19 protein-coding genes are annotated in these 19,765 nt (G+C 70.9%); 14 read left to right on the top strand and 5 right to left on the bottom strand.

All coding sequences use genetic code 11. The annotated features are described in order from the left end of the window. Positions 1 to 144: 144 nt before the first annotated feature. Positions 145 to 1,227: a C40 family peptidase gene (locus tag VJT49_RS13400; protein ID WP_414635942.1), complete on the bottom strand. Its 1,083-nt coding sequence runs from the start codon at positions 1,225 to 1,227 to the stop codon at positions 145 to 147. Positions 1,228 to 1,436: 209 nt separating this feature from the next. On the opposite strand from VJT49_RS13400, the gene VJT49_RS13395 reads away from it, so the two are divergent. The 7 genes from VJT49_RS13395 to VJT49_RS13365 all read left to right on the top strand — a co-directional run bounded on the left by VJT49_RS13395 (position 1,437) and on the right by VJT49_RS13365 (position 7,130). Next, positions 1,437 to 2,246 (top strand): biotin--[acetyl-CoA-carboxylase] ligase, encoded by an 810-nt coding sequence (locus VJT49_RS13395; RefSeq protein WP_324165104.1) that lies wholly within the window; start codon positions 1,437 to 1,439, stop codon positions 2,244 to 2,246. 67 nt (positions 2,247 to 2,313) lie between these two features. Further along, positions 2,314 to 2,859 carry a PH domain-containing protein gene (locus VJT49_RS13390; protein ID WP_324165103.1) on the top strand — a complete coding sequence of 182 codons (546 nt, stop codon included), beginning with the start codon at positions 2,314 to 2,316 and terminating at the stop codon, positions 2,857 to 2,859. Next, positions 2,859 to 3,806: a hydroxymethylglutaryl-CoA lyase gene (locus VJT49_RS13385; protein ID WP_324165102.1), complete on the top strand. Its 948-nt coding sequence runs from the start codon at positions 2,859 to 2,861 to the stop codon at positions 3,804 to 3,806. The genes VJT49_RS13390 and VJT49_RS13385 overlap by 1 nt, the downstream gene beginning before the upstream one ends. A 102-nt stretch (positions 3,807 to 3,908) precedes the next feature. Further along, entirely contained in the window at positions 3,909 to 4,343 is a 435-nt protein-coding gene (locus VJT49_RS13380; RefSeq protein ID WP_324165101.1) for a YbaB/EbfC family nucleoid-associated protein, read from the top strand. Next, a complete protein-coding gene (locus VJT49_RS13375) occupies positions 4,340 to 4,663 on the top strand; it encodes a hypothetical protein (protein ID WP_324165100.1) in 324 nt (107 codons plus the stop codon). Before VJT49_RS13380 ends, VJT49_RS13375 begins: the two co-directional genes overlap by 4 nt. Before the next feature lie 6 nt (positions 4,664 to 4,669). Beyond that, positions 4,670 to 6,745: a TNT domain-containing protein gene (locus VJT49_RS13370; RefSeq protein ID WP_324165099.1), complete on the top strand. Its 2,076-nt coding sequence runs from the start codon at positions 4,670 to 4,672 to the stop codon at positions 6,743 to 6,745. A gap of 103 nt (positions 6,746 to 6,848) precedes the next feature. Then, complete coding sequence (locus VJT49_RS13365; protein WP_324165098.1) at positions 6,849 to 7,130, top strand: hypothetical protein; 282 nt, start codon at positions 6,849 to 6,851, stop codon at positions 7,128 to 7,130. A 44-nt stretch (positions 7,131 to 7,174) separates the two neighbouring features. On the opposite strand, the gene hisN is transcribed toward VJT49_RS13365, so the two are convergent. Next, on the bottom strand, positions 7,175 to 7,951 hold the full coding sequence (hisN, locus tag VJT49_RS13360) for a histidinol-phosphatase (RefSeq protein ID WP_324165097.1): 777 nt from the start codon (positions 7,949 to 7,951) through the stop codon (positions 7,175 to 7,177). 47 nt (positions 7,952 to 7,998) lie between these two features. On the opposite strand from hisN, the gene VJT49_RS13355 reads away from it, so the two are divergent. Together VJT49_RS13355 and VJT49_RS13350 are read left to right on the top strand one after the other, a co-directional pair. Continuing rightward, the gene (locus VJT49_RS13355) at positions 7,999 to 8,691 is read left to right on the top strand and encodes a response regulator transcription factor (protein ID WP_324165113.1); all 693 of its coding nucleotides are present in this window, start codon (positions 7,999 to 8,001) and stop codon (positions 8,689 to 8,691) included. A gap of 9 nt (positions 8,692 to 8,700) precedes the next feature. Further along, a complete protein-coding gene (locus VJT49_RS13350; RefSeq protein WP_324165096.1) occupies positions 8,701 to 9,993 on the top strand; it encodes an ATP-binding protein in 1,293 nt (430 codons plus the stop codon). 112 nt (positions 9,994 to 10,105) lie between these two features. Here the strand turns inward: VJT49_RS13350 and VJT49_RS13345 are convergent, their stop codons facing one another. Continuing rightward, on the bottom strand, positions 10,106 to 10,669 hold the full coding sequence (locus tag VJT49_RS13345) for a GtrA family protein (RefSeq protein ID WP_324165095.1): 564 nt from the start codon (positions 10,667 to 10,669) through the stop codon (positions 10,106 to 10,108). 77 nt (positions 10,670 to 10,746) lie between these two features. Next, positions 10,747 to 12,807: a sigma-70 family RNA polymerase sigma factor gene (locus tag VJT49_RS13340; RefSeq protein ID WP_324165094.1), complete on the bottom strand. Its 2,061-nt coding sequence runs from the start codon at positions 12,805 to 12,807 to the stop codon at positions 10,747 to 10,749. A gap of 207 nt (positions 12,808 to 13,014) precedes the next feature. Between VJT49_RS13340 and VJT49_RS13335 the strand changes: the two genes are divergently transcribed. From VJT49_RS13335 to purE, 5 genes are read left to right on the top strand one after another with little or no spacing between them, the layout of a single operon-like run. Next, positions 13,015 to 13,803 (top strand): GGDEF domain-containing protein, encoded by a 789-nt coding sequence (locus VJT49_RS13335; RefSeq protein WP_324165093.1) that lies wholly within the window; start codon positions 13,015 to 13,017, stop codon positions 13,801 to 13,803. Positions 13,804 to 13,852: 49 nt separating this feature from the next. Beyond that, entirely contained in the window at positions 13,853 to 15,160 is a 1,308-nt protein-coding gene (locus VJT49_RS13330) for a glycosyltransferase 87 family protein (protein ID WP_414635939.1), read from the top strand. Then, complete coding sequence (locus VJT49_RS13325; RefSeq protein WP_324165092.1) at positions 15,141 to 16,352, top strand: glycosyltransferase 87 family protein; 1,212 nt, start codon at positions 15,141 to 15,143, stop codon at positions 16,350 to 16,352. The genes VJT49_RS13330 and VJT49_RS13325 overlap by 20 nt, the downstream gene beginning before the upstream one ends. A gap of 12 nt (positions 16,353 to 16,364) precedes the next feature. Then, positions 16,365 to 17,546 carry a 5-(carboxyamino)imidazole ribonucleotide synthase gene (locus tag VJT49_RS13320; protein WP_324165091.1) on the top strand — a complete coding sequence of 394 codons (1,182 nt, stop codon included), beginning with the start codon at positions 16,365 to 16,367 and terminating at the stop codon, positions 17,544 to 17,546. A gap of 38 nt (positions 17,547 to 17,584) precedes the next feature. Beyond that, positions 17,585 to 18,058 (top strand): 5-(carboxyamino)imidazole ribonucleotide mutase, encoded by a 474-nt coding sequence (gene purE / locus VJT49_RS13315; protein WP_414635941.1) that lies wholly within the window; start codon positions 17,585 to 17,587, stop codon positions 18,056 to 18,058. Here purE and VJT49_RS13310 read toward each other — a convergent pair. Beyond that, positions 18,047 to 19,726: a class I adenylate-forming enzyme family protein gene (locus VJT49_RS13310; protein WP_324165089.1), complete on the bottom strand. Its 1,680-nt coding sequence runs from the start codon at positions 19,724 to 19,726 to the stop codon at positions 18,047 to 18,049. The two genes, purE and VJT49_RS13310, sit on opposite strands and share 12 nt — an antisense overlap. Positions 19,727 to 19,765: the final 39 nt, after the last annotated feature.

The raw sequence follows: 19,765 nt of genomic DNA, 5'->3' as shown, positions 1-19,765 counted from the left end.
AAGTGTCAACGCAGTTGATCGAGAACCTGTCACCTTCAGTGAGAACAGACAATGACGGCGAGTCTCACGCCGATGACACAAGTGCCAACCAGATGCCAAGATCATTGAGAACAAGCCATCAAATTCGAGGCCCTACATCCGTGGTTAGTTGGCTGGGTGGCCGGCTCCCGCGTAGTCGTCCCCGGTGACGTGGTAGGTGGCGATCTGGACCGCCATGCCCTCGGTGGGGGCGTTGATCATCAGGCCGTTGCCGAGGTAGAGCCCGACGTGGTGGATGCGGGTGGCGGGATTGCCGTAGAAGACGAGATCGCCCATTTTCGGCAGGCCGGTCGGCGGCACCGGCAGCACGGACCGGAACTGCGAATCCGCGGTGCGCTGGAGGGAAATCCCGGCGGCGTCGTAAGCGGCCTTGGTCAGGCCGGAGCAGTCGAATCCCGCGGAGCCCGAATCGGGGCCGTTGCCGCCCCAGACGTAGGGCAGGCCGATCTGGTCGAGCGCGAACCGCACCGCGCGGGCGGCGGGGGCCTTCCCCGCGGCCGGGTTCTGCGAGAGGGTCGCGTAGAGCTGCGCGTTGCCCAGTACCTGCTGACGGAACAGGTCCGAGGCACGGTAGTTCGCGATGGCCTTCCACCAGCTCTGGCCCGCTTGCAGGTTGGTGCCGCCGGAGCAGAGCACCCGCCCGGTCGCGGTCGCGGCGTCGTCGACGTCCTGGATGTTCCCGCCACCGCCGCGCTTGAGCTGCTGCTGGGTCAACTGCAGCGGCCCGCCGCGCTGCTCGGTCGCGGCTTCTCCCGCCGCGCCCTGCAGCGGGACCGCGCCCAGTGGCTTGTTCAGCGTCCCGTCGCTCTTGAGGAGGTCACCGCCGTAGCGGCCATGGTCGGAACTCGCCTTGCCGATGCCCGCCAGGGTGACCCAGGACAGGTGACAGTTCGGCTGTTCCTTCCGCAGCGTCAGCTCGCCGTTCGCGTACCCGATGAGCGTCCGTTCCGGGATGTCCAGCGGCCCGCTCAGCCCGGCGGCCCAGCTCTCCAGCGCGCTCTTGCCCTGCTGCTGTGGCTGCTGCTGGGGAGCCTGCGCCGGTACCGGGGCGCTCACCTCGAGCACGGACGGTCCGGTGCTGGCCGCGGTGCTGCTGGGTGGCTGCGGTTCGGCGGCGGGCAGCACGGCCTGCGACTGCGCGGCGGGGCGCATGAACAGCAGGCTGCCGATCACCAGCGCGGCGACCATCACCAGCGCGATCAACGCGCGCCCGGTCGCCGCGCGAAGCTTCCCCGGCTTTCCCTGGCGAAAGGTGCGTCCCACGGCCGACTTGAGCGCCGCGATTGCCTTGCCGGTGGCCAAGAACCGAATGGTCACCCTCCCAACACTATGAGAAACCGGCGAGGAGTCCACTCAAGACCAACGAACGGACCACTCGTGCGTTGTTAAATGCCCCTATGGCCGACATCGACGCCGCGCGGCTCCGCGCGCAACTCGTCCCTCCGTACCACACGATCGAGGTGGTCTCCAGTACCGGATCCACCAATGCTGACCTGCGAAAATCCGCCATCGAGGGGGCTGCGGACCGAACCGTTCTGATCGCCGAGGAGCAAACCGCGGGAGTCGGCAGGCGAGCTCGGCCCTGGAGTTCGCCCAAAGGGGGTGGAATATATCTGAGCGTGCTGCTGAGGCCGCGCGAGGTGCCATTCGCCGGACTTGGCACCCTGGCCATCGTGGCCGGTCTCGCGGTGACCGATCTCACCGCCGGACTCGGCGCCGACGCCGCACTGAAGTGGCCGAACGACGTGCTTGCCGGGCCGGAGCGCGGAAAATGCGCGGGCATCCTCGCCGAGGCCATCATGGCTGACCAGCCCGCGGTGGTGCTGGGGATCGGGCTCAACGTGCGGCCGCTCGGCGCCGATGTCCCCCCGGGGGCGGGCGGGTTGCGGCCGGCCTCCCTCGCGGAGGTGGGGGCGCGCACGACCGACCGGACGGAGATCGCCGCCCTGCTGCTGTCCGCGCTCGCCGAACGGGAGGGCGCATGGCGAGCCGCGGACGGCGACCTCGGGCGCGCCGGGCTGATCGAGGAGTACCGCGCGCGCTGCGAGACTCTCGGGCGCGAGGTGCGGGTTCTGCTGCCCGGTGACGCATCGTTGACCGGCACCGCGGTGGACGTCGATTCTTCGGGCCGGCTGACGGTGCTCGACGACGAGGGCCACCGGCACACCGTCTTCTCCGGGGACGTCGTGCACCTGCGGATGGTCTAAGCCGTACCGAAGGCGGTCGAAGACGCGTTTCACTCGCACGCCCGGTCGCACGGGGTACGGTTGGCGCATGGCTTTTCCGGAGGATCTGCTCAGCGACAACGAACAGGTCGTTGTGCACAGCCACCCGCACGCGAAGATGCTGATCGGTCCTGTCATCTGGCTGGCACTCACGGTGGGTCTCGGCATCTGGCTGGCCACGCTCGCCGAGGGCGCGCCCGCGCCGTGGGAGTCGGTGGCCACGATAGCCGTCGTCGTGGTCGCCGTGGTGCTGATCAGCTGGCTGTTCCTGGCGCCGCTGATCCGGTGGCGCACCACGCACTTCGTGGTCACCACCGACCGGCTGATCGCCCGCGAAGGCGTGATCAAGCGGACCGGTATCGACATCCCGATGACCCGGATCAACAGCGTCCAGTTCGAGCACGGGCTGATCGACCGCCTCTTCGGCTGCGGCACGCTGGTCATCGAGTCGGCCTCCGACGAGCCACTGCGTTTCGACGACATTCCACGGGTCGAGCGAGTGCACACGCTGATCTACCGTGAGGTCAACGACAACCCGCACGACGACTACACAGGACCGGCCGACGGGTCCTCCCGCGGCCGGGGGAGGCGCTGATGGGTACCCGGGAGCTTGGCCTGCCGGAGGTCGTGCCGGCCGCGAAGTTGCCGCCGCGGGTCACTGTCTGGGAGGTCGGGGCACGCGACGGGCTGCAGAACGAGCAGGCCGTGGTGCCCGTCGACGTCAAGATCGAGTTCCTGGACCGGCTCGCCCGTGCGGGGCTCACGGTGCTGGAGGCGACGAGTTTCGTGTCGCCGAAATGGGTGCCGCAGCTCGCCGACGCCGAGGAACTGCTCGCCGGTCTGGCCCGTCACGAGGGTGTGCGGTACCCGGTGCTGGTGCCCAACGAACGCGGGCTCGCCCGCGCGCTGGACGCGGGCTGCGCCGAAATCGCGATCTTCGGCAGTGCCACGGACACCTTCGCCCGCCGCAACCTGAATTCCACATTGGACGATCAGTTCGCGCTGTTCGAGCCGGTCGTGGCCAGGGCGCTCGACGCGGGCGTGGCGGTCCGGGCGTACCTGTCGATGTGTTTCGGCGATCCCTGGGAGGGTGCGGTCGCCGTCGACCAGGTGGTCCGCGCCAGTTCCCGACTGCTCGACCTCGGCTGCTTCCAGCTTTCACTGGGCGACACCGTCGGCGTGGCCACCGCCGGGCAGGTCGAGCGGCTGCTCGGGGCGCTGTCGGAGGCCGGGATCGGCCCGGAACGGCTGGCCGTGCACTTCCACGACACCTACGGCCAGGCGCTCGCGAACACCTTGGCCGCGCTCCGGTGTGGAGTGTCGACTGTGGACTCGTCGGCCGGTGGGCTCGGCGGCTGCCCGTATGCCGAGTCGGCGACTGGAAACCTGGCCACCGAGGACCTGGTCTGGCTGCTCGACGGGCTCGGCATCGAGCATGGCGTGGACCTCGGGGAGCTGGTGGCGACGAGCGTGTGGATGGCGGAAAGGCTCGGCAGGCCGAGCCCGTCGAATGTGGTACGGGCGCTCGCGAAGAGCGGCTAGAGCCGGGCGGTGATGGGAAGTTTCACCTGAAAGGGTGGAACCGTCGGCTCGCGGGGTGCGTCAGACTCCAAGCCGATCGCCGTACCGACCCGGGAGGGTGCCGTGACCGAGCACCGCGCACAGGTTGAGGAGCTACTCGCCGGCTACCGGCGGAGCCGGGATCAGCTGGCCGCCGTGCACCGCGAACTTTCCTCGGTCACCGCCTCGGCCAGCGACGCCGACGGCCTGATCACGGCGACGGTCGGTCCCCGTGGCACGTTGACGAACCTGGTCATCGCCGATTCCGCCTACCGCAGATACCGGCCCGCCGAACTGGCCGAGCAGATCGTGCGGGTGACCGGAGCGGCCACCGTGCGGGCACTCGCCCGGGCCGGGGAAGTGCTCGCCCCGGCGCTGCCCAGCGAGACCGATCCGCAGGCCTTGCTGCTCGGCACGGCGGACCTCGAAGCACGCGAAATCGCCCCGCCGCAACGGAAACCGCAGGTAGACGAGGACAGCTACGAGGACCAGAACTGGATCCGGGAGCGGGCCCGGTGACCCGCGGCTTCGACACCGACGTCGACCGGCTCGCGGCACGGGCCAGGGACTTCGACGGCCTGGTCGAACGCGCCGGGACGATCGCCGCCGACCTCGATCGCGCGCTCGACGGGGCCGAGGCCGCCTGGGGCGACGACGTGGTGGGCAAGAGTTTCGCGGCGGCACATGCCGGACCGGCCGGCGCGACGGCGGACCGGTCGCACGGGCTGGCCGCGGGACTGAGGGAGGTCGGCGACTCGTTCGGCGAGGCCGCGCGGCGCTACCGGGCGGCGGATTCCGGTGCCGTGGACTCCGTCAGCGGCGCGGCCGTCAAGGACTAGGCACCCATGGGCATCGAGCTGCCGAAGGAACTGGCCGACGTCGCGGCGGCCACCGGGCTGTCCTGGCCCCAGGCGGACGAGGACAAGCTGCGCGAACAGGCCAATGCCTGGCGTGACGCGCAAACCAAGCTCACCAACCTGGCGTCCGAAGCCGACCACACCGCCGCCGGGGCGGTCGGGGCGATGTCCGGTGACGCGGCGGAGGCCGCGGGCAAGCTCTGGTCCGGCTACGTGCACCCCGATCACGGCAAGCTGACCCAGGCCGCGACGGGTGCGGGGGCCGCCGCCGACCGGCTGGAGCACGCCGCCGACCAGGTGGGCGCGGCGAAGGTGGAGATGGTGCGTCAGCTCGTCTCCGCGGCGAAGAACCGTGACGCGGCCCGGACGGCGGCTTCGTCCGGGCATCCGACGGCGTTGCTGGGCCTGGACACGGTCTTGCGCGGGACGGCGACCAACCTGTCCGCGCTGACGCACGGTCTGGCGGACGCGGTCGGCCCGGGCGGCGGGCCCGTTGCGGCGACCCCGCTGGTCGACCCTCATCCCGGCGCGCACACCCCGCACGGCCAGGCCGGGCTGCTCAGCACGGTCACCGGCCTGCCGGGGTACGTCCTGTCGACGGGGGACGCGGTGGTTTCCCCGGTTGTGGACAGGGTTGTGGACAACTCCGTGGACAAGGTGGTCGCCCCGGTGACCGGGCACGCCGCTTCGGTGACCCACCACGTGACGAGCACCGTCGCGGACGTGGCCGGTACCACGGGTCCGGTGGCCCACGTCGCAGAATCCACTTTGGACACTCCGCGGCAGCTGCCCCGACAGCACCTGCCACCCCCACAGGTGCCGCAGCCTGTGCCAGCCGCGCCCGCCCCGGACGCGGGCACCGGCCCGATCCGGATTCCGCATCCCGCGCCCGCGCCCGCCGCGGGCCAGTACGGAGGGCTGCTCGACCACGGCGGATTCGACGACGTCGCGACTCCGCCGTCCGGCCTTCCCGCACCGCAGCACGCGCAACGCGGTGTTCCCGGTGGGACAATCGCGTCCGGTTTCGCCGACGCCGCGTCCGCCCCGCCGCCACCCGGCGCCGGTTTCGTGCCCGGCGCGGCACCGGCCAATCCTCAGCCCGGATACTCGCCGGGATATGCGGCGCCGCCGCCCGTCACCGGCGGACCGCCCGTACCAGGCGGCTCCGTCGCGCCACCACCACACGCCGGTGCGGTGCCCGGCGGGGCAGTGACGCCCGGAACACCGGTTGCCGGCCGCGGTCCGAGTTTCGCTCCCCGGCCGCAGGTCGCGACGGGATTCCGGTACACACCGCAAATCGAGCCGCAGCCGTATGCCGCACCCCGGCCGGAGCCCGCTCGCCCGGAGCCACCGCGGCCGGTCCCGCCCGTTGGCGTGCCCCGCCGGGAACGCGAAAGCATCGTGGCGCTGTTCCTGGTGCACATGTTCCCGATCGGCCACCTGCCCGTGCCCGCCGAGCGCCCGGCAAGGCAGCTCCCCGTGCCGCCGCAGGAGGTCGACTACGCGCCCGGCCTGCGCTTTCCCCCGCACGACCATCCCGATTCCGCGCTGATCGATTCCTCGGACGCGCTGGAAAAGGTCCGCGCGGGGCTGAGCCGCCTGCCGACCCTGCCCACCTCCCCGCCGCCGGCGCTGACCGAGGGCTACGACCCGCTCGGCGGCCTGCACGAGCGTGACTGGGATCGACGCTTCCTGGTCGGGCTGCGCGACTCGGTTCCGGAGTACGCGTGGCCCCCGGGCGAGGTGTACCCGGAGGGCGGGTCCGCGGAGGGCCAACCGGAGTTGCTGCCCGAGGGCACGACGCTGGACCGGTTCGGCGACATCACGGGCCGCGTGTTCGCGCCGGAGGGGACACCGTTCGCGCACCGGTCACTGCCGGCGTCGGCACTGGACGCCGGGTATCGCCGCTACCGGGTGCTGCGCGAGGTGCCCATGTGGCGAGCCGTGTCCGCGGGCTGGTTCGGTCAGCCGGGCAGCGGTGTCAGGTACCGCGCGATCTACTCGGCCGACGAGCTGGTGAGCATGGGTTATCTGGCGGACGTGACCTTTGAAGAAGGCCAGTGATCCTGCCGGCTCGTGGCCCTCGAGGTGACCACGGTGCTCGGGTGAAGCGGTCTGCCGACCCGATCGCGGTCGTGCGCGGAGCCGCGGAGGGAAAGGAGATTCCTTGAACATGGAGTCGATCGTGCGGTGGCTGGAGGCCATCGGCGTGCCGCACGAGGTGGTTTCGATCGGCGCCGAGGCGGACAACACCTGGTGTGTTCTCCGCGTCGACGAATCCGAAGAAGGCGCCCCCGTCTGGGAGGTTTTCTGGCGGGAGCAGGGAAACCGGTACGACTGGGCGCGGTTCACCAACGAGCAGGTCGCCTGCCACTACCTGTTCGGCCGCCTTGCCTGGTCGCAGGTGACCCGCGGCGCGGTCGGGCTCCTTCCGGTCACCGCCTCCTGAAGCGGTTACCGGGTCAGGTCGTGCTGGTGGTGGCGAACGTTTCTTCAGTGATCCCGCAGGATCCGCAGGGCCGCGTCATGCAGGAGCCCGTTCGACGACAGGGCGGAGCCGCCGTCGAAGCGCGGCTTGCCGGACAGGTCGCTGAACCGGCCGCCCGCCTCGGCCACCAGCACCTGCGCGGCCGCGACGTCCCACGGGTTGACGATCGCCTCCGCGGCCAGATCGATGGCACCCTCGGCCACGAGGCAGTGTGACCAGAAATCGCCGAAGGCGCGGTTCTCCCAGCACGCGTCCGTCAACGCCAGGTATGCCTCGCGCGAGTGGTGCTCGGTCCACGAACCCAGATGCGTCGTGGACAGGTACGCGTCCTCCAGCGATGACACCCCGGACACCGAGATCCGGCGCTCGCCGGTCGCGTCGCGCGACCACGCCCCGGCGCCCTGGGCGGCCCACCAGCGGCGACCGAGCAGGGGAGCGCTGATCATGCCGACGGTCGGTGTGCCGTCCTCGACGAGCGCGATCAGGGTCGCCCACACCGGTGCGCCCCGCAGGAAGTTCTTGGTCCCGTCGATCGGGTCGAGGATCCAGACGCGCCCCGCCGACCACGACTCGCCACCGCGTTCCTCGCCCACCACGGCATCCATGGGCCGTTCCCCGGCCAGCAACTCGCGCACCGCGTCCTCCACCGCGGTGTCCGCGTCGGTGACGGGAGTCCGGTCGGGTTTGCTGTCGACCTTCAGGTCCCGGGCGCGGAACCGTGCGGTCGTGATCGCGTCGGCCGCGTCGGCGAGGCGGCCCGCGAGAATGAGATCTTGCGACACGCGACGATGGTTTCACGGGGCCCGGTCGTAGAGTTGTGCAGGTGAGCATGGTGCTACTCGCCGAGGACGACCCGGCGATCGCAGAGCCGCTGTCGCGTGCGTTACAGCGGGAAGGGTACGAGGTGCGGGTGGTCGCCGACGGCCCATCGGCGCTCGGCGCCACTTCCGATCATCGGGTGGACCTGCTGGTGCTCGACCTCGGCCTACCCGGGATGGACGGCCTCGAGGTGTGCCGGAGGCTCCGTGCGAGCGGCACCGAGCTGCCGGTGCTGATGCTCACCGCGCGCACCGACGAGGTGGACTTCGTGGTCGGTCTCGACGCGGGCGCGGACGACTACGTGGCCAAGCCCTTCCGCCTCGCCGAGCTGCTCGCCCGCATCCGGGCCCTGCTGCGCCGCCGCGCACCCGAGGTGCTCGACGCGGGTGGCGTGCGGATGGACCTCGGTGCCCGGCTGGTGACCGTCGAAGGCCGCGAGGTCCAGCTCGCCAACAAGGAGTTCGAGCTGCTCCGGGTGCTGATGAGCCGGGCGGGCCACGTGGTCAGCCGCGACGAGATCCTCGCCGAGGTCTGGAACGAGCTGGAGTCCAAGACCTCCAAGACGCTCGACATGCACATGTCATGGCTGCGCCGCAAGCTTTCCGTCACGAACGACGGCAAGGGTGCGGTCGCCCACTCCACCGACGGTGAACGCCGCATCGCCACCGTCCGCGGTGTCGGCTTCCGGTTCAACGTCGACTAGCGAATAGCCGTGCGCCGCCGAATCCTCCTGGCCATCCTGCTGGCCGTCGCGGTGACCGCCGCCGCGCTCGGCATCCCGCTCGGCGTGACGGCGTGGAAGCTCGTCGAGAGCATCAGCACCGAGGACCTGGCCGAGCGCGCGATACAGATCGCGGCCAACCTGGACACCGGGCTGGCCGACGGCCAGATCGGCCCGGACGACCTGACCGGGGTGAAGATCCTCATCCCGAACGGCGGCCGGCTGGTGGTGCGCATGCCGGGCCAGAAGCCGATCGTCGAGGGCGCCGATCCGGGGCCCGACGTGGTGGTTTCCACGGCCGAACTGGCCAGGAGCGGCAAGCTCGAACTCGCTATTCCCGCGGGGCCGCTTCGTTCCCGCCAGACCACGGTGACCGGAGCCGTGTTGCTGCTCGTCGTGCTGTCGGTGAGCATCGGCACGATCGTCGCGACGGTGACCGCGCGCAGGCTCGCCAAGCCGTTGCGGCATGTCGCCGAGCGGGCCGCCAAGCTCGGTGGCGGAGACTTCCGGCCCGACCCCAGCCGCTACGGGGTCGGCGAACTGGACATGGTCGCGGAGGCGTTGGACACCTCCGGCCGCGCGCTGGCACAGCTGGTTCAGCGCGAGCGACAGCTGGTCGGCGATGTCTCGCACCAGCTCCGCAGCAGGCTGACCGCGCTGCAGCTGCGCCTCGAATCGCTGACCATCATCGATGACGGAGACGTCGCCGAGGAGGCCAGAGCCGCGCAGGAGCAGGCAGACCGGCTTTCCGAGGCACTCGAAGAACTGCTCGCCGCGGCCCGTGCGGCCAGTGAGGTGGACACCGAGTCGGTCGAACTGGCGTCGGCACTGCCGGAAGTCGCGAAGGAATGGCATCAGGTTCTGCGCGCCGAGGGGCGCAACCTGCGGTTGCGGGTCGCGGACGGGCTGATGGCCAGGGCCACCCCAGGACGGCTGCGTGAGGTGGTCGGCGTGCTGCTCGACAACGCGTGGCGGCACGGCGCCGGCACGGTCACCCTGGCCGCGCGGGGTGGCGATGCGGAGGGCACCGTGGTGGTCGAGGTCAGCGACACCGGCTCGGGCATCCCCGACGAACTGGTGCCGCACGTGTTCGAGCGCGGGTTCTCCGGCGGCGGTTCGACCGGCGTCGGGCTCGCGCTGGCCCGCGCCCTCGCGGAAGCCGACGGCGGCAGGCTCGAGTTGTCCAGCCGACGGCCCGCCGTGTTCAGCCTGTTCCTGCGCGCTCCCAGCCGCGGCGGCATGCCTCCGGAGGTCCGCTGGCCCTCAGAACGTGTACCCCGGTAGATCGGTAGATACCGTGCCGGTAGATGCCGGTAGATGCCGGTATACCAATCCGACCGAACGTGTCGCACCGGGCCGAACGTAGGTCGCGCTGCCGGTCGGGCTTGCTTTCGGTCTACTTGCCCTTCGCCTTGACCTTGTCCGGGGCGTCCACCGGGCGGAGCTGGGTGATGGTGGCCTCCCGGCGGCGCTGGCCGAGTTCGTCGGGGAAGACCCACTTCTTGAAGCCCCAGAAGCGGAACACCATGGCGAGCAGCATGCCGATGATCGAGCCGCTCACGAAGTCGGCCACCTCCTGGATCCACCGGTCCACGTACGGCGTCTCGAGGTGGAACGCGTACCGCGACAGCCAGAGCGGAACCAGGTTGACCGCCACCGCGAGCCCGCTGATCATGAAAAACAGCGCGGCCTCGTGGTGCCGCTCGCGCCCGCCCCGGGTGCGGAAGGACCACTCCCGGTTCAGGATGTACGACACGATGGTCGCGACGATGATCGCGATCGCCTTCGCGGTGGTGGGCTTCGACTCCAGCACACCGAGTTTGAGCAGGTACCACACGCCGTTGTCGACGAAGAACGTCGTGCCCCCGACGATGCCGAACTTGAGCAGTTCCCGGTGTTTGATCAGCACCGAGCGCAGTGGCTCCGGGGTGTGCGCGAGCACGCTTTCCACAACGGTCACCGCCGTAGTGTACGAAGTTGGTGAAAACCGCGTTGTTTCAGGCAGCTCTTTCGGTGAGGTTTCCCGGTTTCCGTGCGTTACCGGGGCGGCGCGGGTTTGGCCGGTTCGCTCGTTTTCGCCTGCGTTATCCCGGGGTCGAAGGCCACCGAAATCGATGTCGTCGCCGAGCCCAGCATCGCGGTCACCGTCACCGGTGGGTCCCCCGGACGGCGGGAAAGGGGGACCGCCAGCCGCAGATGTTCCTTCGGCGCCAGCGTGCCGGCGCCCGCGCAGGTGGCCTCACTCGCGCTGGTTTCGCAGGTCCCGGGCTCCTCACCCGGCGCCGCCGGGCCGCCGACCCGCACCGTGACGGGCCGGGCGCTCGGCCCGTCGTTGCGCACGTCGATCTTCAGCCACGCGCGCTCGGCTGACTCCCGCACGGTTTCCACGGCCAGGCCCAGCAGATCGGCCACCTCGTGCACGAGCACCGGCAGGCTGATCGGCACCCGGAGCGAACCCGCGGTGACCGTTCCGGTCAGCAGGCCGCCCTTCGCGCCGAGGCCCGCGACCAGCCGAACGCTGAACACGGTGCTTTCCCCGGGTTGCAGGCGCTGCCCCGTCCCGCAGGTGACGACGCTCTCGCCGGCCAGGCAGGCCGAACGAGCGTCCGAGCCGACCGCGCGGAGCCCGGTGGGCAGGTTCAGCATGACGCTCACCGGCTCGGACACCGTGCCGCCGTCGTTGCGGATCGTGATCGACAGCTCGACGGACAGGCCGTCGACGTCGAGTTCGATGGCCGCCGGCAGGCCCGTCACGACGAGCAGGGGCGGCTTCGCGGGAGGCGGCGGTTGGGTGGTGAGCGGCGGGGACACCGGCGGCGATGACGGCGGAAGAGACGGCGGCGGCGATGACGGGGACGGCGGCGGCGATGACGGGGACGGCGGCGGCGATGACGAGGACGGCGGCGGGGTCACCGGGGCGGCCGGGGTGGAAGCCGGCGGGGTGGTGGCCGGCGGGACCGGCAAGGGCACGAGCGAGGGCAGCTCGCCCGGCCCGGGAAGCTCGACTGGCGGCGGTGCCGATTCGAGCGGCGGCGCGGACGGGGCCGGGAGCGAGGGCGCGAGCGGGACGGACGGCGGCACCGCCGGTGACGGGAGATCCTCCGTCGGCGCTTGCCCGCCCGCCCGGGGAATCGACTGGCCCCCGCCGAGGGCGAGGGCCGCGGCGACCGCGGCCGTGATCGCGAGCCCGGACAGCGCGACCCCGATGAACTGGCGCGGGCCCGCACTGGCCGCGCCTGCCGCACCACCCGCGGATACGGCGGCACCCGCGGCGGCGCCGGCCTTTCCGCCGGTCGCGCTGAGATAACCCAGCGCCGCACCGCCCAGCACGATCGGGGCGACGACCGCCCGCAAGGCGCCGTTGACGTCGGCGAGTTCGGCCGCCAGTGCCCGGCAGGCGTCGCACTCGTCGAGATGCGCCTCCACCTGAGCACGCTCGCGTTTGGACAGACCCTGCCTGGTCCAGGCGCCGAGCCGGTCGGCGGTGGCCCGGCAGCGTTCGGCGGAGGTCTCGGCGAGGTGCACCTGCAGGTAGGCCTGCCGGAGCCCTTCCCTGGCGCGGTAGGCCAGGGCCGACACGCCGTTCGCGGTCAGGCCGACCAGCGGGGCCACTTCGGCCGGGGTCTGCTGCTCGATCTCGGTGTGCCAGAGCACCGCCTGCCAGCGCTCGGGCAGCCGGGCGAACGCCTTGGCCGCCATGGTGCGTTCGAGACCGGCGATCGCGGTGTCCGCGAACGGCACGGTCAGCGCGTCGGCCGCGGCCGCCCCACCGACCGTGGTCATGTCCTCGTTCAGGTCGACCCGTTTGTCCCTACGGGACTTGTCGTACGCGGTGTGCCGCAGGGTCGTGAGGAGGTAGGCGCGGAAGGCGCTGTCCGGCCCTTTCCCGGCGCGCAGGATGTCCAGCACCTTCGCGAAGGCCTCGGACACCAGGTCGTCGGACTCCGTTTTGGAGCGGGCGAGCTGGCGGGCCAGGTTGTAGGCGGCCGCCACGTGACGTTCGTAGAGGGTGCCGTAGGCCGCGAGAGTTCCCGAACGAACCAGCGCGATCAGCTCGGCGTCGCCCTGGCCGTCGAAATCATCGGGAACCGTGGACACTTCGTCATTCTCTCCAAAAGTCGTACCGGCGGGGCTCAACTCTTCAACTTTGACCGAACGCCGCGATCAGTGTGGCCGACGATCGACACTGCGTCATGTGCCGGGTCATCGGACGACCCGGAGGGCCCAACGAGTTCACCCGCGTCCGGTGAACCCGCGTCACGTGGCAGTGCGGCGGCCGTCATCTCAGCGGAGACTCGACGGGAAATGGAGAAGCCGCTGTTGGAGAAGTCCCTGCGCACGTTGCGGGCGCGCTGGCGGACCGCGAGCCTCGCCTCCGGCTGGCGATTCCCGAGCGACTGGGCGCTGCCCGAGGTCGACGCCGTGTGCTCGGCGGTGCTGCGTGGCCGGACACCCGACGTACTCCTGGTGGGGCTGGCCCGCGCACGGGCCGCCACGGGCGCCGGGCTGGCCGAGACCCTGGCCGACCTCGCGGCACTACACAACGTGCTCGCCGACCACAAGCTGACCTGCCCGGACGTGGACGACATCCCGTCCCGGCTACTCCGGGTGGCCGCGGTCGCCTGGGCGGACGTCGCGCTCAGCCGGCTCGCCCACGTCGAGGTGACCGATCCGCTGACCGGGCTCACGTCGGCGGCCTACCTGCGCACGCGCCTCGGCGAGCTGTACCGGGGGTCGGTCCGGCGAGGGCGGCCGGTCGCCGAGGAGCACACGGTCCTGGTGGTTGGCCTGGACCTGCGTGAGGTCACCGGCTGGCCACGGGCCACCGCGATGATCCTGACCGCGGAGGCGCTGCGGGCGGCGTTCGACGGCGGCGAAACCCTGGCGTCGCTCGGGCCGTCCACCGCGGCGGCCGTCCTGCCCCGAGACGGGCAGTCGATGGTGCGGGCCGTGCGGCTGCGGCGTGAACTGCACGACCGGCTGTCCGCCGACACCGAACTCGACGGGATTCGCGCGCCGCGGCTGCGCATGGTGCGCCTTCCCCCGACCCACGAAGGCGCCTGCGCGCTTCTTTCCCGACTCGGCCGTGCGTGATTCAGGGGTATGTGGCCCCTGTGAGGTGTGTTCGTGATTTCCTGGTGACGTGACGCAGTCTGTGTCTGCCACCGGCGGCGAGTCCGCCATGCCCATTGCTCCGCGTCTGGCGTTGCGGGTCTCGCTCGCCCGGCTTTCCATGCGCCCACGGTCGATCCTGCTGCTGTCGATGGTGCCGGCGCTGGCGATCGCGGTCGGCGTCGTCGGCGCCGTTTTCGACTGGCGGCTGGGCGTGGACAGCGCCGTCTACCGGGCGGGTGCGCTAACCCTGCTCAACGGCGATTCGCTGTACGACTCGAGCACCCTGGCGTCCGAGCCGTGGTGGGCGCTGCTGCCGTTCACCTACGCCCCGTCGGCGTCCCTGCTGTTCGTGCCGCTGGCGCTGCTGCCGCCCCAGGTCGCCTGGGGCGTGCTGACCGCGATCTCGGTGCTGGCGATGGCACTGGTGATCAGGGTCGCGATCGGCTCGCTGCCCAAGCCCGTCGAAGGTGCCCGCTGGTGGTCTTCGCCGGCGCGCGCGACCCTGGTGGCCTCGGTGCTGATGCTCGGCCTGGAACCGGTCTGGCGCACAGTGTTCCTCGGCCAGATCAACCTCGTCCTGATGGCCATGGTCGTGGTCGACGTCCTGGTGGTCACCGCGCGCGGTTCTCGTTGGGGCGGGGTGCTGGTCGGAGTCGCGGCGGCGGTGAAGCTGACCCCGCTGGTCTTCGTGGCGCACCTGTTCCTCACCGGAAAGCGCGCCGACGCGGCTCGCGCGCTGGGTACCTTCCTCGGCCTGCAGGCGCTGATGCTGCTGCTCATCCCGGGCGACACGATCCGGTACTGGACCAAGACCATCTACGACACCGGTCGGATCGGGCCGGTGCACTGGGCGGGCAACCAGTCGCTGAACGGCCTGATGAACCGGGTGACCGACCTGGCGCCGTGGGCGTCGAAGGCGGCGCTGGGCCTCAGCGCGCTGATCGCCATCCCGGCCGTGTGGTTGCTGCTCCACTTCCACCGCCGGGGCCAGGCCCTGGCGGCGTTGCTGGTCAGCGCGTTCTTCACGCTGCTGGCTTCGCCGATCTCGTGGTCGCACCACTGGGTGTGGTGTGTGCCGCTGATCGTGCTGCTCGTCTCGCTGTTGCCGCAGACCAACCTGGCGAGGGCGTGGAAGCTGTGGGTCGGCACCGGCGCGGTGATCGCGGTGTTCATCAGCTGCGTGCTGCTGGTGCTGCCGAACGGGCGCAACATCGAACTGCACTGGAAGGTCTGGCAGGGCGTGCTCGGCAACGCCTACATCCTGATGCCGATCGTGCTCGGCGGGGTGCTCGTCACCCGGTGGGCCTTGCAGCGCCGTGCCCGCGCGTCGGCTTGAGTCCGCGGTCCCGGTCGGCCTGCTGGTCCTCGTCGTCCTGGCCGTCGGCGTGCTCGGCTGGCTGGCGGGCTGGCGGCTGGGCGCGGACAGCGCGGTGTACCGGGCCGGGGCGCTGACTTTCCTGCACGGCGACCCGCTGTACGACCCGCAACGGTTGGGCGCGCTGCCGTCCTGGGTGGCGCTGCCGTTCACCTACCCGCCCGCGGCCGCCCTGCTCTTCGTGCCGCTCGCGGCAATGCCTGCGGGCCTGGTGTGGGGAGCCGTGTCGGCCGCTTCCGTGCTGTCGCTTGCCGTCGTCATCAGGGTCTGCGCGCGGCCCCGTGCCCTCGCGGTGACCGGGCTGACGGTGTGTGCGCTGGCGCTGGAGCCGGTGTGGAAGACGCTGTTTCTGGGGCAGATCAACCTGATCCTGCTCGCACTGGTGATCGTGGACGTGCTCGTGCTGGGCGGGTCGCACGGGACCGATGGAGTGGCGCGGAGCGCCTCCGTCGCGGGTGGTGGCGGGAGACGGGTGGGAGGGCTCCTGACGGGGGTCGCGGCGGCGGTGAAGCTGACCCCGTTGATCTTCGTGGCGCACCTGTTCGTGACCGGCCGCGCACGTGACGGCTTTCGTGCGCTGGGCACGTTCTTCGCGCTCCAAGCCCTGATGTTCACGCTGGCGCCGAGTGACGCGATCCGGTACTGGACCGAGGCCGCGTTCGACCCCAAGCGGGTCGGCGGGGTGCACTGGATCTTCAACCAGTCGCTCAACGGCTGGGTCAGCCGCGCCACGGAGGACGCGCCGTGGGCGATGGCGGTGGCCCTGCTGATCGGCGCGGCTCTCGCGGTGCCCGCGGTTTGGCTGGTGCGGCGGCTGCACCGGCGGGGCGAGACGCTCGCCGCGCTGCTGGTGACGGCCTTCCTCGGGTTGCTGGTCTCGCCGGTTTCCTGGTCGCATCACTGGGTTTGGGCGGTGCCCTTGATCGCCTTGCTCGCGGTACGGGGATGGTGGCTCTGGGCCGCGGCGGTCGCGGCGCTCTTCGTCAGTTGCGTCGTGATGCTCGTGCCGAACGGCGGGGCCACCGAGTTCGGCTGGGGGCCGGGCCGGTCGGTTCTCGGCAACGCCTACGTACTCGCCGCGGCGCTCGGCATCCTCGGCATGACCGCCCGTGAGCTGCGACGTACCCGTCAGCGGGAATCCTCTGTGCTCTAGTCTTCAATCGTTATGGACTCTCGGACCGGTCTTCCCGTGGTGGGCATGGTGGGCGGCGGCCAGCTCGCCAGGATGACGCATCAGGCCGCGATTTCGCTCGGCCAGTCGCTGCGGGTTCTGGCGGCGGACGAGAACGACGCGGCCGGCCTGGTCGCGAGCCAGGTGACGATCGGGCACCACACCGATCTCGAAGCGCTCCGCACGTTCGCCTCCGAAGTAGACGTGCTGACCTTCGACCACGAGCACGTGCCCGGGGAGCACCTGCTCACCCTGTCCATGGAGGGCTTCGTGCTACGGCCAGGGGTGGAGTCGCTGCCCTTCGCACAGAACAAGCTGGTCATGCGGGAACGCCTCTCGGCGCACGGATTCCCGTGCCCGCCGTTCGCCGAAGTGTCCGAAGTGGACGACGTGCTGAAGTTCGCCGCCACGCACTCGTGGCCGGTCGTGCTGAAGACGGCTCGCGGCGGCTACGACGGCCGGGGCGTGTGGATGCTCGGCTCCGATGCCGAGGCCCGCGAGGTCGTGCCCGAACTGCTGGCCGGTGGCGCCGAACTGCTCGTGGAACAGCGCGTGCGGATGCGCCGCGAGCTCGCCGCGCTGGTCGCGCGGTCGCCGTTCGGGCAGGGCGCGGCCTGGCCGGTGGTGGAGACCGTGCAGGAGGGCGGGATCAACACCGAGGTGCTGGCGCCCGCGCCCGGGCTCACCTCCCGTCAGGTGCACGAGGCGCAGGAGCTGGCCCTGCGGATCGCCGCCGAGCTCAAGGTGGCCGGGGTGCTCGCGGTCGAGCTGTTCGACACCGACGGCGGGCTGGTGGTGAACGAACTCGCGATGCGCCCGCACAACTCCGGGCACTGGACCATGGACGGCGCGCAGACCTCCCAGTTCGAGCAGCACCTCCGGGCCGTGCTGGACTACCCGCTGGGCGCGACGAGCCTGCGCGCGCCGACCGTGATGGCGAACGTGCTGGGCGCGCCGGAGAAACCGGCGATGGGCCCGGACGAGCGCCTGCACCACCTGTTCGCGCGGTTTCCCGACGTGCGGGTGCACATGTACGGCAAGGGCGAGCGGCCCGGCCGCAAACTGGGCCATGTCAACGTCGTCGGTTCGGACATGGGAGAGCTGCGCACCCGCGCGAAGCTCGCCGCGCACTGGCTGTCCCACGGCGAATGGCTCGACGGCCACCAGATCCACTGACCCGAGGAGTTTTCGTGGGCACCGACGTCGGCGTGATCATGGGCAGCGACTCGGACTGGCCGGTGCTCGAAGCCGCAGGGCAGGCGCTGGCCGAGTTCGGCGTGCCCTACGAGGTGGGCGTCTACTCGGCGCACCGCACCCCGCAGCGGATGCTCGACTACGCCAAGACCGCCGCGGACCGGGGGCTCAAGGTGATCATCGCGGGCGCGGGCGGCGCCGCGCACCTGCCGGGGATGGTGGCTTCCGCGACGGTGCTGCCGGTGATCGGCGTGCCGGTGCCGCTGAAGCACCTCGACGGGCTCGATTCGCTGCTGTCCATCGTGCAGATGCCTGCCGGGGTCCCGGTGGCCACCGTCTCGGTCGGCGGTGCTCGCAACGCCGGGCTGCTCGCCGTCCGCATCCTTGCGGCGAGCGACCCCGCGCTGCGTGACCGGATGGCCACCTTCCAGGCCGACCTCGAACAGCTCGTGCTCGACAAGGACGTAGCTCTCCGCACGCGCCTAGCCGACTGATTCGTTCTGCCGGAGTTGGGCGCGGAGTTCGCGTTTGAGGATCTTGCCCGCGGCCGAAACCGGGATCTCATCGACGACGTGCAGCTCCCGGATCCGCTTGTAGGGCAGGACGTTCTGGTTGACCTTGCCGATGACCTCCTGCGGATCGGCCGGTGCCGCCGACGGGTCGAGGACCACGAACGCCACCGGTAGTTCGCCCACGTCGGCGCTCCGCCTGCCCACCACGGCGGCGGCCCGCACCAGGGGCTGGGCCAGCAGCAGTTCCTCCAGTTCGCGCGGGTAGACGTTGTATCCCTTGTAGATCAGCATGTCCTTCTTGCGATCCACAATGGACAGGTAGCCGTCGGTGTCGAGGATGCCGATGTCACCGGTGTGCAGCCAGCCGTCCACCAGCACCGCGGCCGTCTCATCCGGACTGTTGTGGTAACCGGTCATCACCTGCGGGCCGCGGATGCACACCTCGCCCGCCTCGCCGGGCGGCAAGGGTTCCTCACCGCCCTCCGCGGGTACGATCTTGACCTCCGTGTCGAACACCGGAAGGCCGACCGTGCCGGGTTTCCGCACCGCCGAGCGCGCAGACGGTGCCTGGGTGGCGCCCATGGTCACTTCCGTGAGGCCGTAGCCTTCCGCGATCACCACGTCGGGGAACCGGCGTTGCAACGCTTTGAGCATCTCGAGCGGCATCGGCGCCGCGCCGGAGGTGATCGTCCGGACGGACGACAGGTCGCGCGTGTGGAAGTCGGGGCAGTTCAGCAGCGCGGCGAACAGGGCAGGCGCCCCGCCCATGGTGGTGACCCGGCGCTTTTCGGCTTCCGCCAGGTAGGCGACGGGGTCGAAGCTGTCCTGCAGCACAGAGGTGACGCCGCAGGCCACCGGGATGTTCAGGCCACCGATGGTGCCCATCGCGTGGAACCAGGGCGTGAGGTTGATCCCGCAGCCGGTACCCAGCCGGACTGGCCACTCGTCTTCGTCACCGACCTGGTCGAGCGCCAGATTGCCCTGCTCGTCGAGCGCCGGGACCGAACCGGTGCCCCAGCAGGCGTACTGCAACGAGTTCACCACGACGTTGCGGTGGGGCAGCTTCACGCCCTTCGACCGGCCGGTGGTTCCGCCGGTGTAGGCGAGGTGGGCGAGCCGGGTACGGGTGTCGATGTCCACCTGGGGTGGCTGTTCCGGTTGCCCGGCATGGAATTCGGCGAAGCCGAGCCGGCCCGCCGCGAGTTCCCCGGCCGGGGCGGTCACCACGACGAGCCGGATCCGTGTCTGGTCCTGGACTCCGGCCAGGACGTCCGCGGCCCGGCCGAAGGTGACCGCCGCGACCGCGCCGGAGTCGGCCAGTTGCGCCGCGAGCGCGGCAGGCGGCAGCAGCGGGTTGGCCGGGGTGAAGGTCGCGCCGGCCAGCAGGACTCCGTAGTAGGCGACCGGGTAGGCCAGGCAGTTCGGCAGATGGATGGCGACGGTCTCGCCCGGTTCGACGCCGTGGGCGTGCAGCGCGTTCGCGAACCGGCACGCGGCGCGGTAGGTCTCGGCGAAACCGAGCTCACGGCCATTGTGTGCGAACGCGATCCGGTCCGGAAAGCGGGCCGCCGCTCCGGCGAGGATCGAGCCGACGGGCAAGTCCGGATAGTCGGGCGAGGATGGCAGTCCAGCGGGCCACGTGATCGACATCACTCCACTTTAGGACGAAGATGCGGCTAAGAACACAAG

The organism is Amycolatopsis sp. (assembly GCF_035276945.1).
Lineage (GTDB): Bacteria > Actinomycetota > Actinomycetes > Mycobacteriales > Pseudonocardiaceae > Amycolatopsis_E.
Note: the sequence above shows the minus strand (reverse complement) of the source record. Positions and strands in the feature narration are given on the sequence as shown.

Bases quoted from the DNA above. Each gene is read 5' to 3' on its own strand.
- VJT49_RS13400 (WP_414635942.1), bottom strand. From the start codon at position 1,227: ATGGTCGCCGCGCTGGTGATCGGCAGCCTGCTGTTCATGCGCCCCGCC.
- VJT49_RS13395 (WP_324165104.1), top strand. From the start codon at position 1,437: ATGGCCGACATCGACGCCGCGCGGCTCCGCGCGCAACTCGTCCCTCCG.
- VJT49_RS13390 (WP_324165103.1), top strand. From the start codon at position 2,314: ATGGCTTTTCCGGAGGATCTGCTCAGCGACAACGAACAGGTCGTTGTG.
- VJT49_RS13385 (WP_324165102.1), top strand. From the start codon at position 2,859: ATGGGTACCCGGGAGCTTGGCCTGCCGGAGGTCGTGCCGGCCGCGAAG.
- VJT49_RS13370 (WP_324165099.1), top strand. From the start codon at position 4,670: ATGGGCATCGAGCTGCCGAAGGAACTGGCCGACGTCGCGGCGGCCACC.
- VJT49_RS13355 (WP_324165113.1), top strand. From the start codon at position 7,999: ATGGTGCTACTCGCCGAGGACGACCCGGCGATCGCAGAGCCGCTGTCG.
- VJT49_RS13335 (WP_324165093.1), top strand. From the start codon at position 13,015: ATGGAGAAGCCGCTGTTGGAGAAGTCCCTGCGCACGTTGCGGGCGCGC.
- VJT49_RS13320 (WP_324165091.1), top strand. From the start codon at position 16,365: ATGGACTCTCGGACCGGTCTTCCCGTGGTGGGCATGGTGGGCGGCGGC.
- purE (WP_414635941.1), top strand. From the start codon at position 17,585: ATGGGCAGCGACTCGGACTGGCCGGTGCTCGAAGCCGCAGGGCAGGCG.
- VJT49_RS13310 (WP_324165089.1), bottom strand. From the start codon at position 19,726: ATGTCGATCACGTGGCCCGCTGGACTGCCATCCTCGCCCGACTATCCG.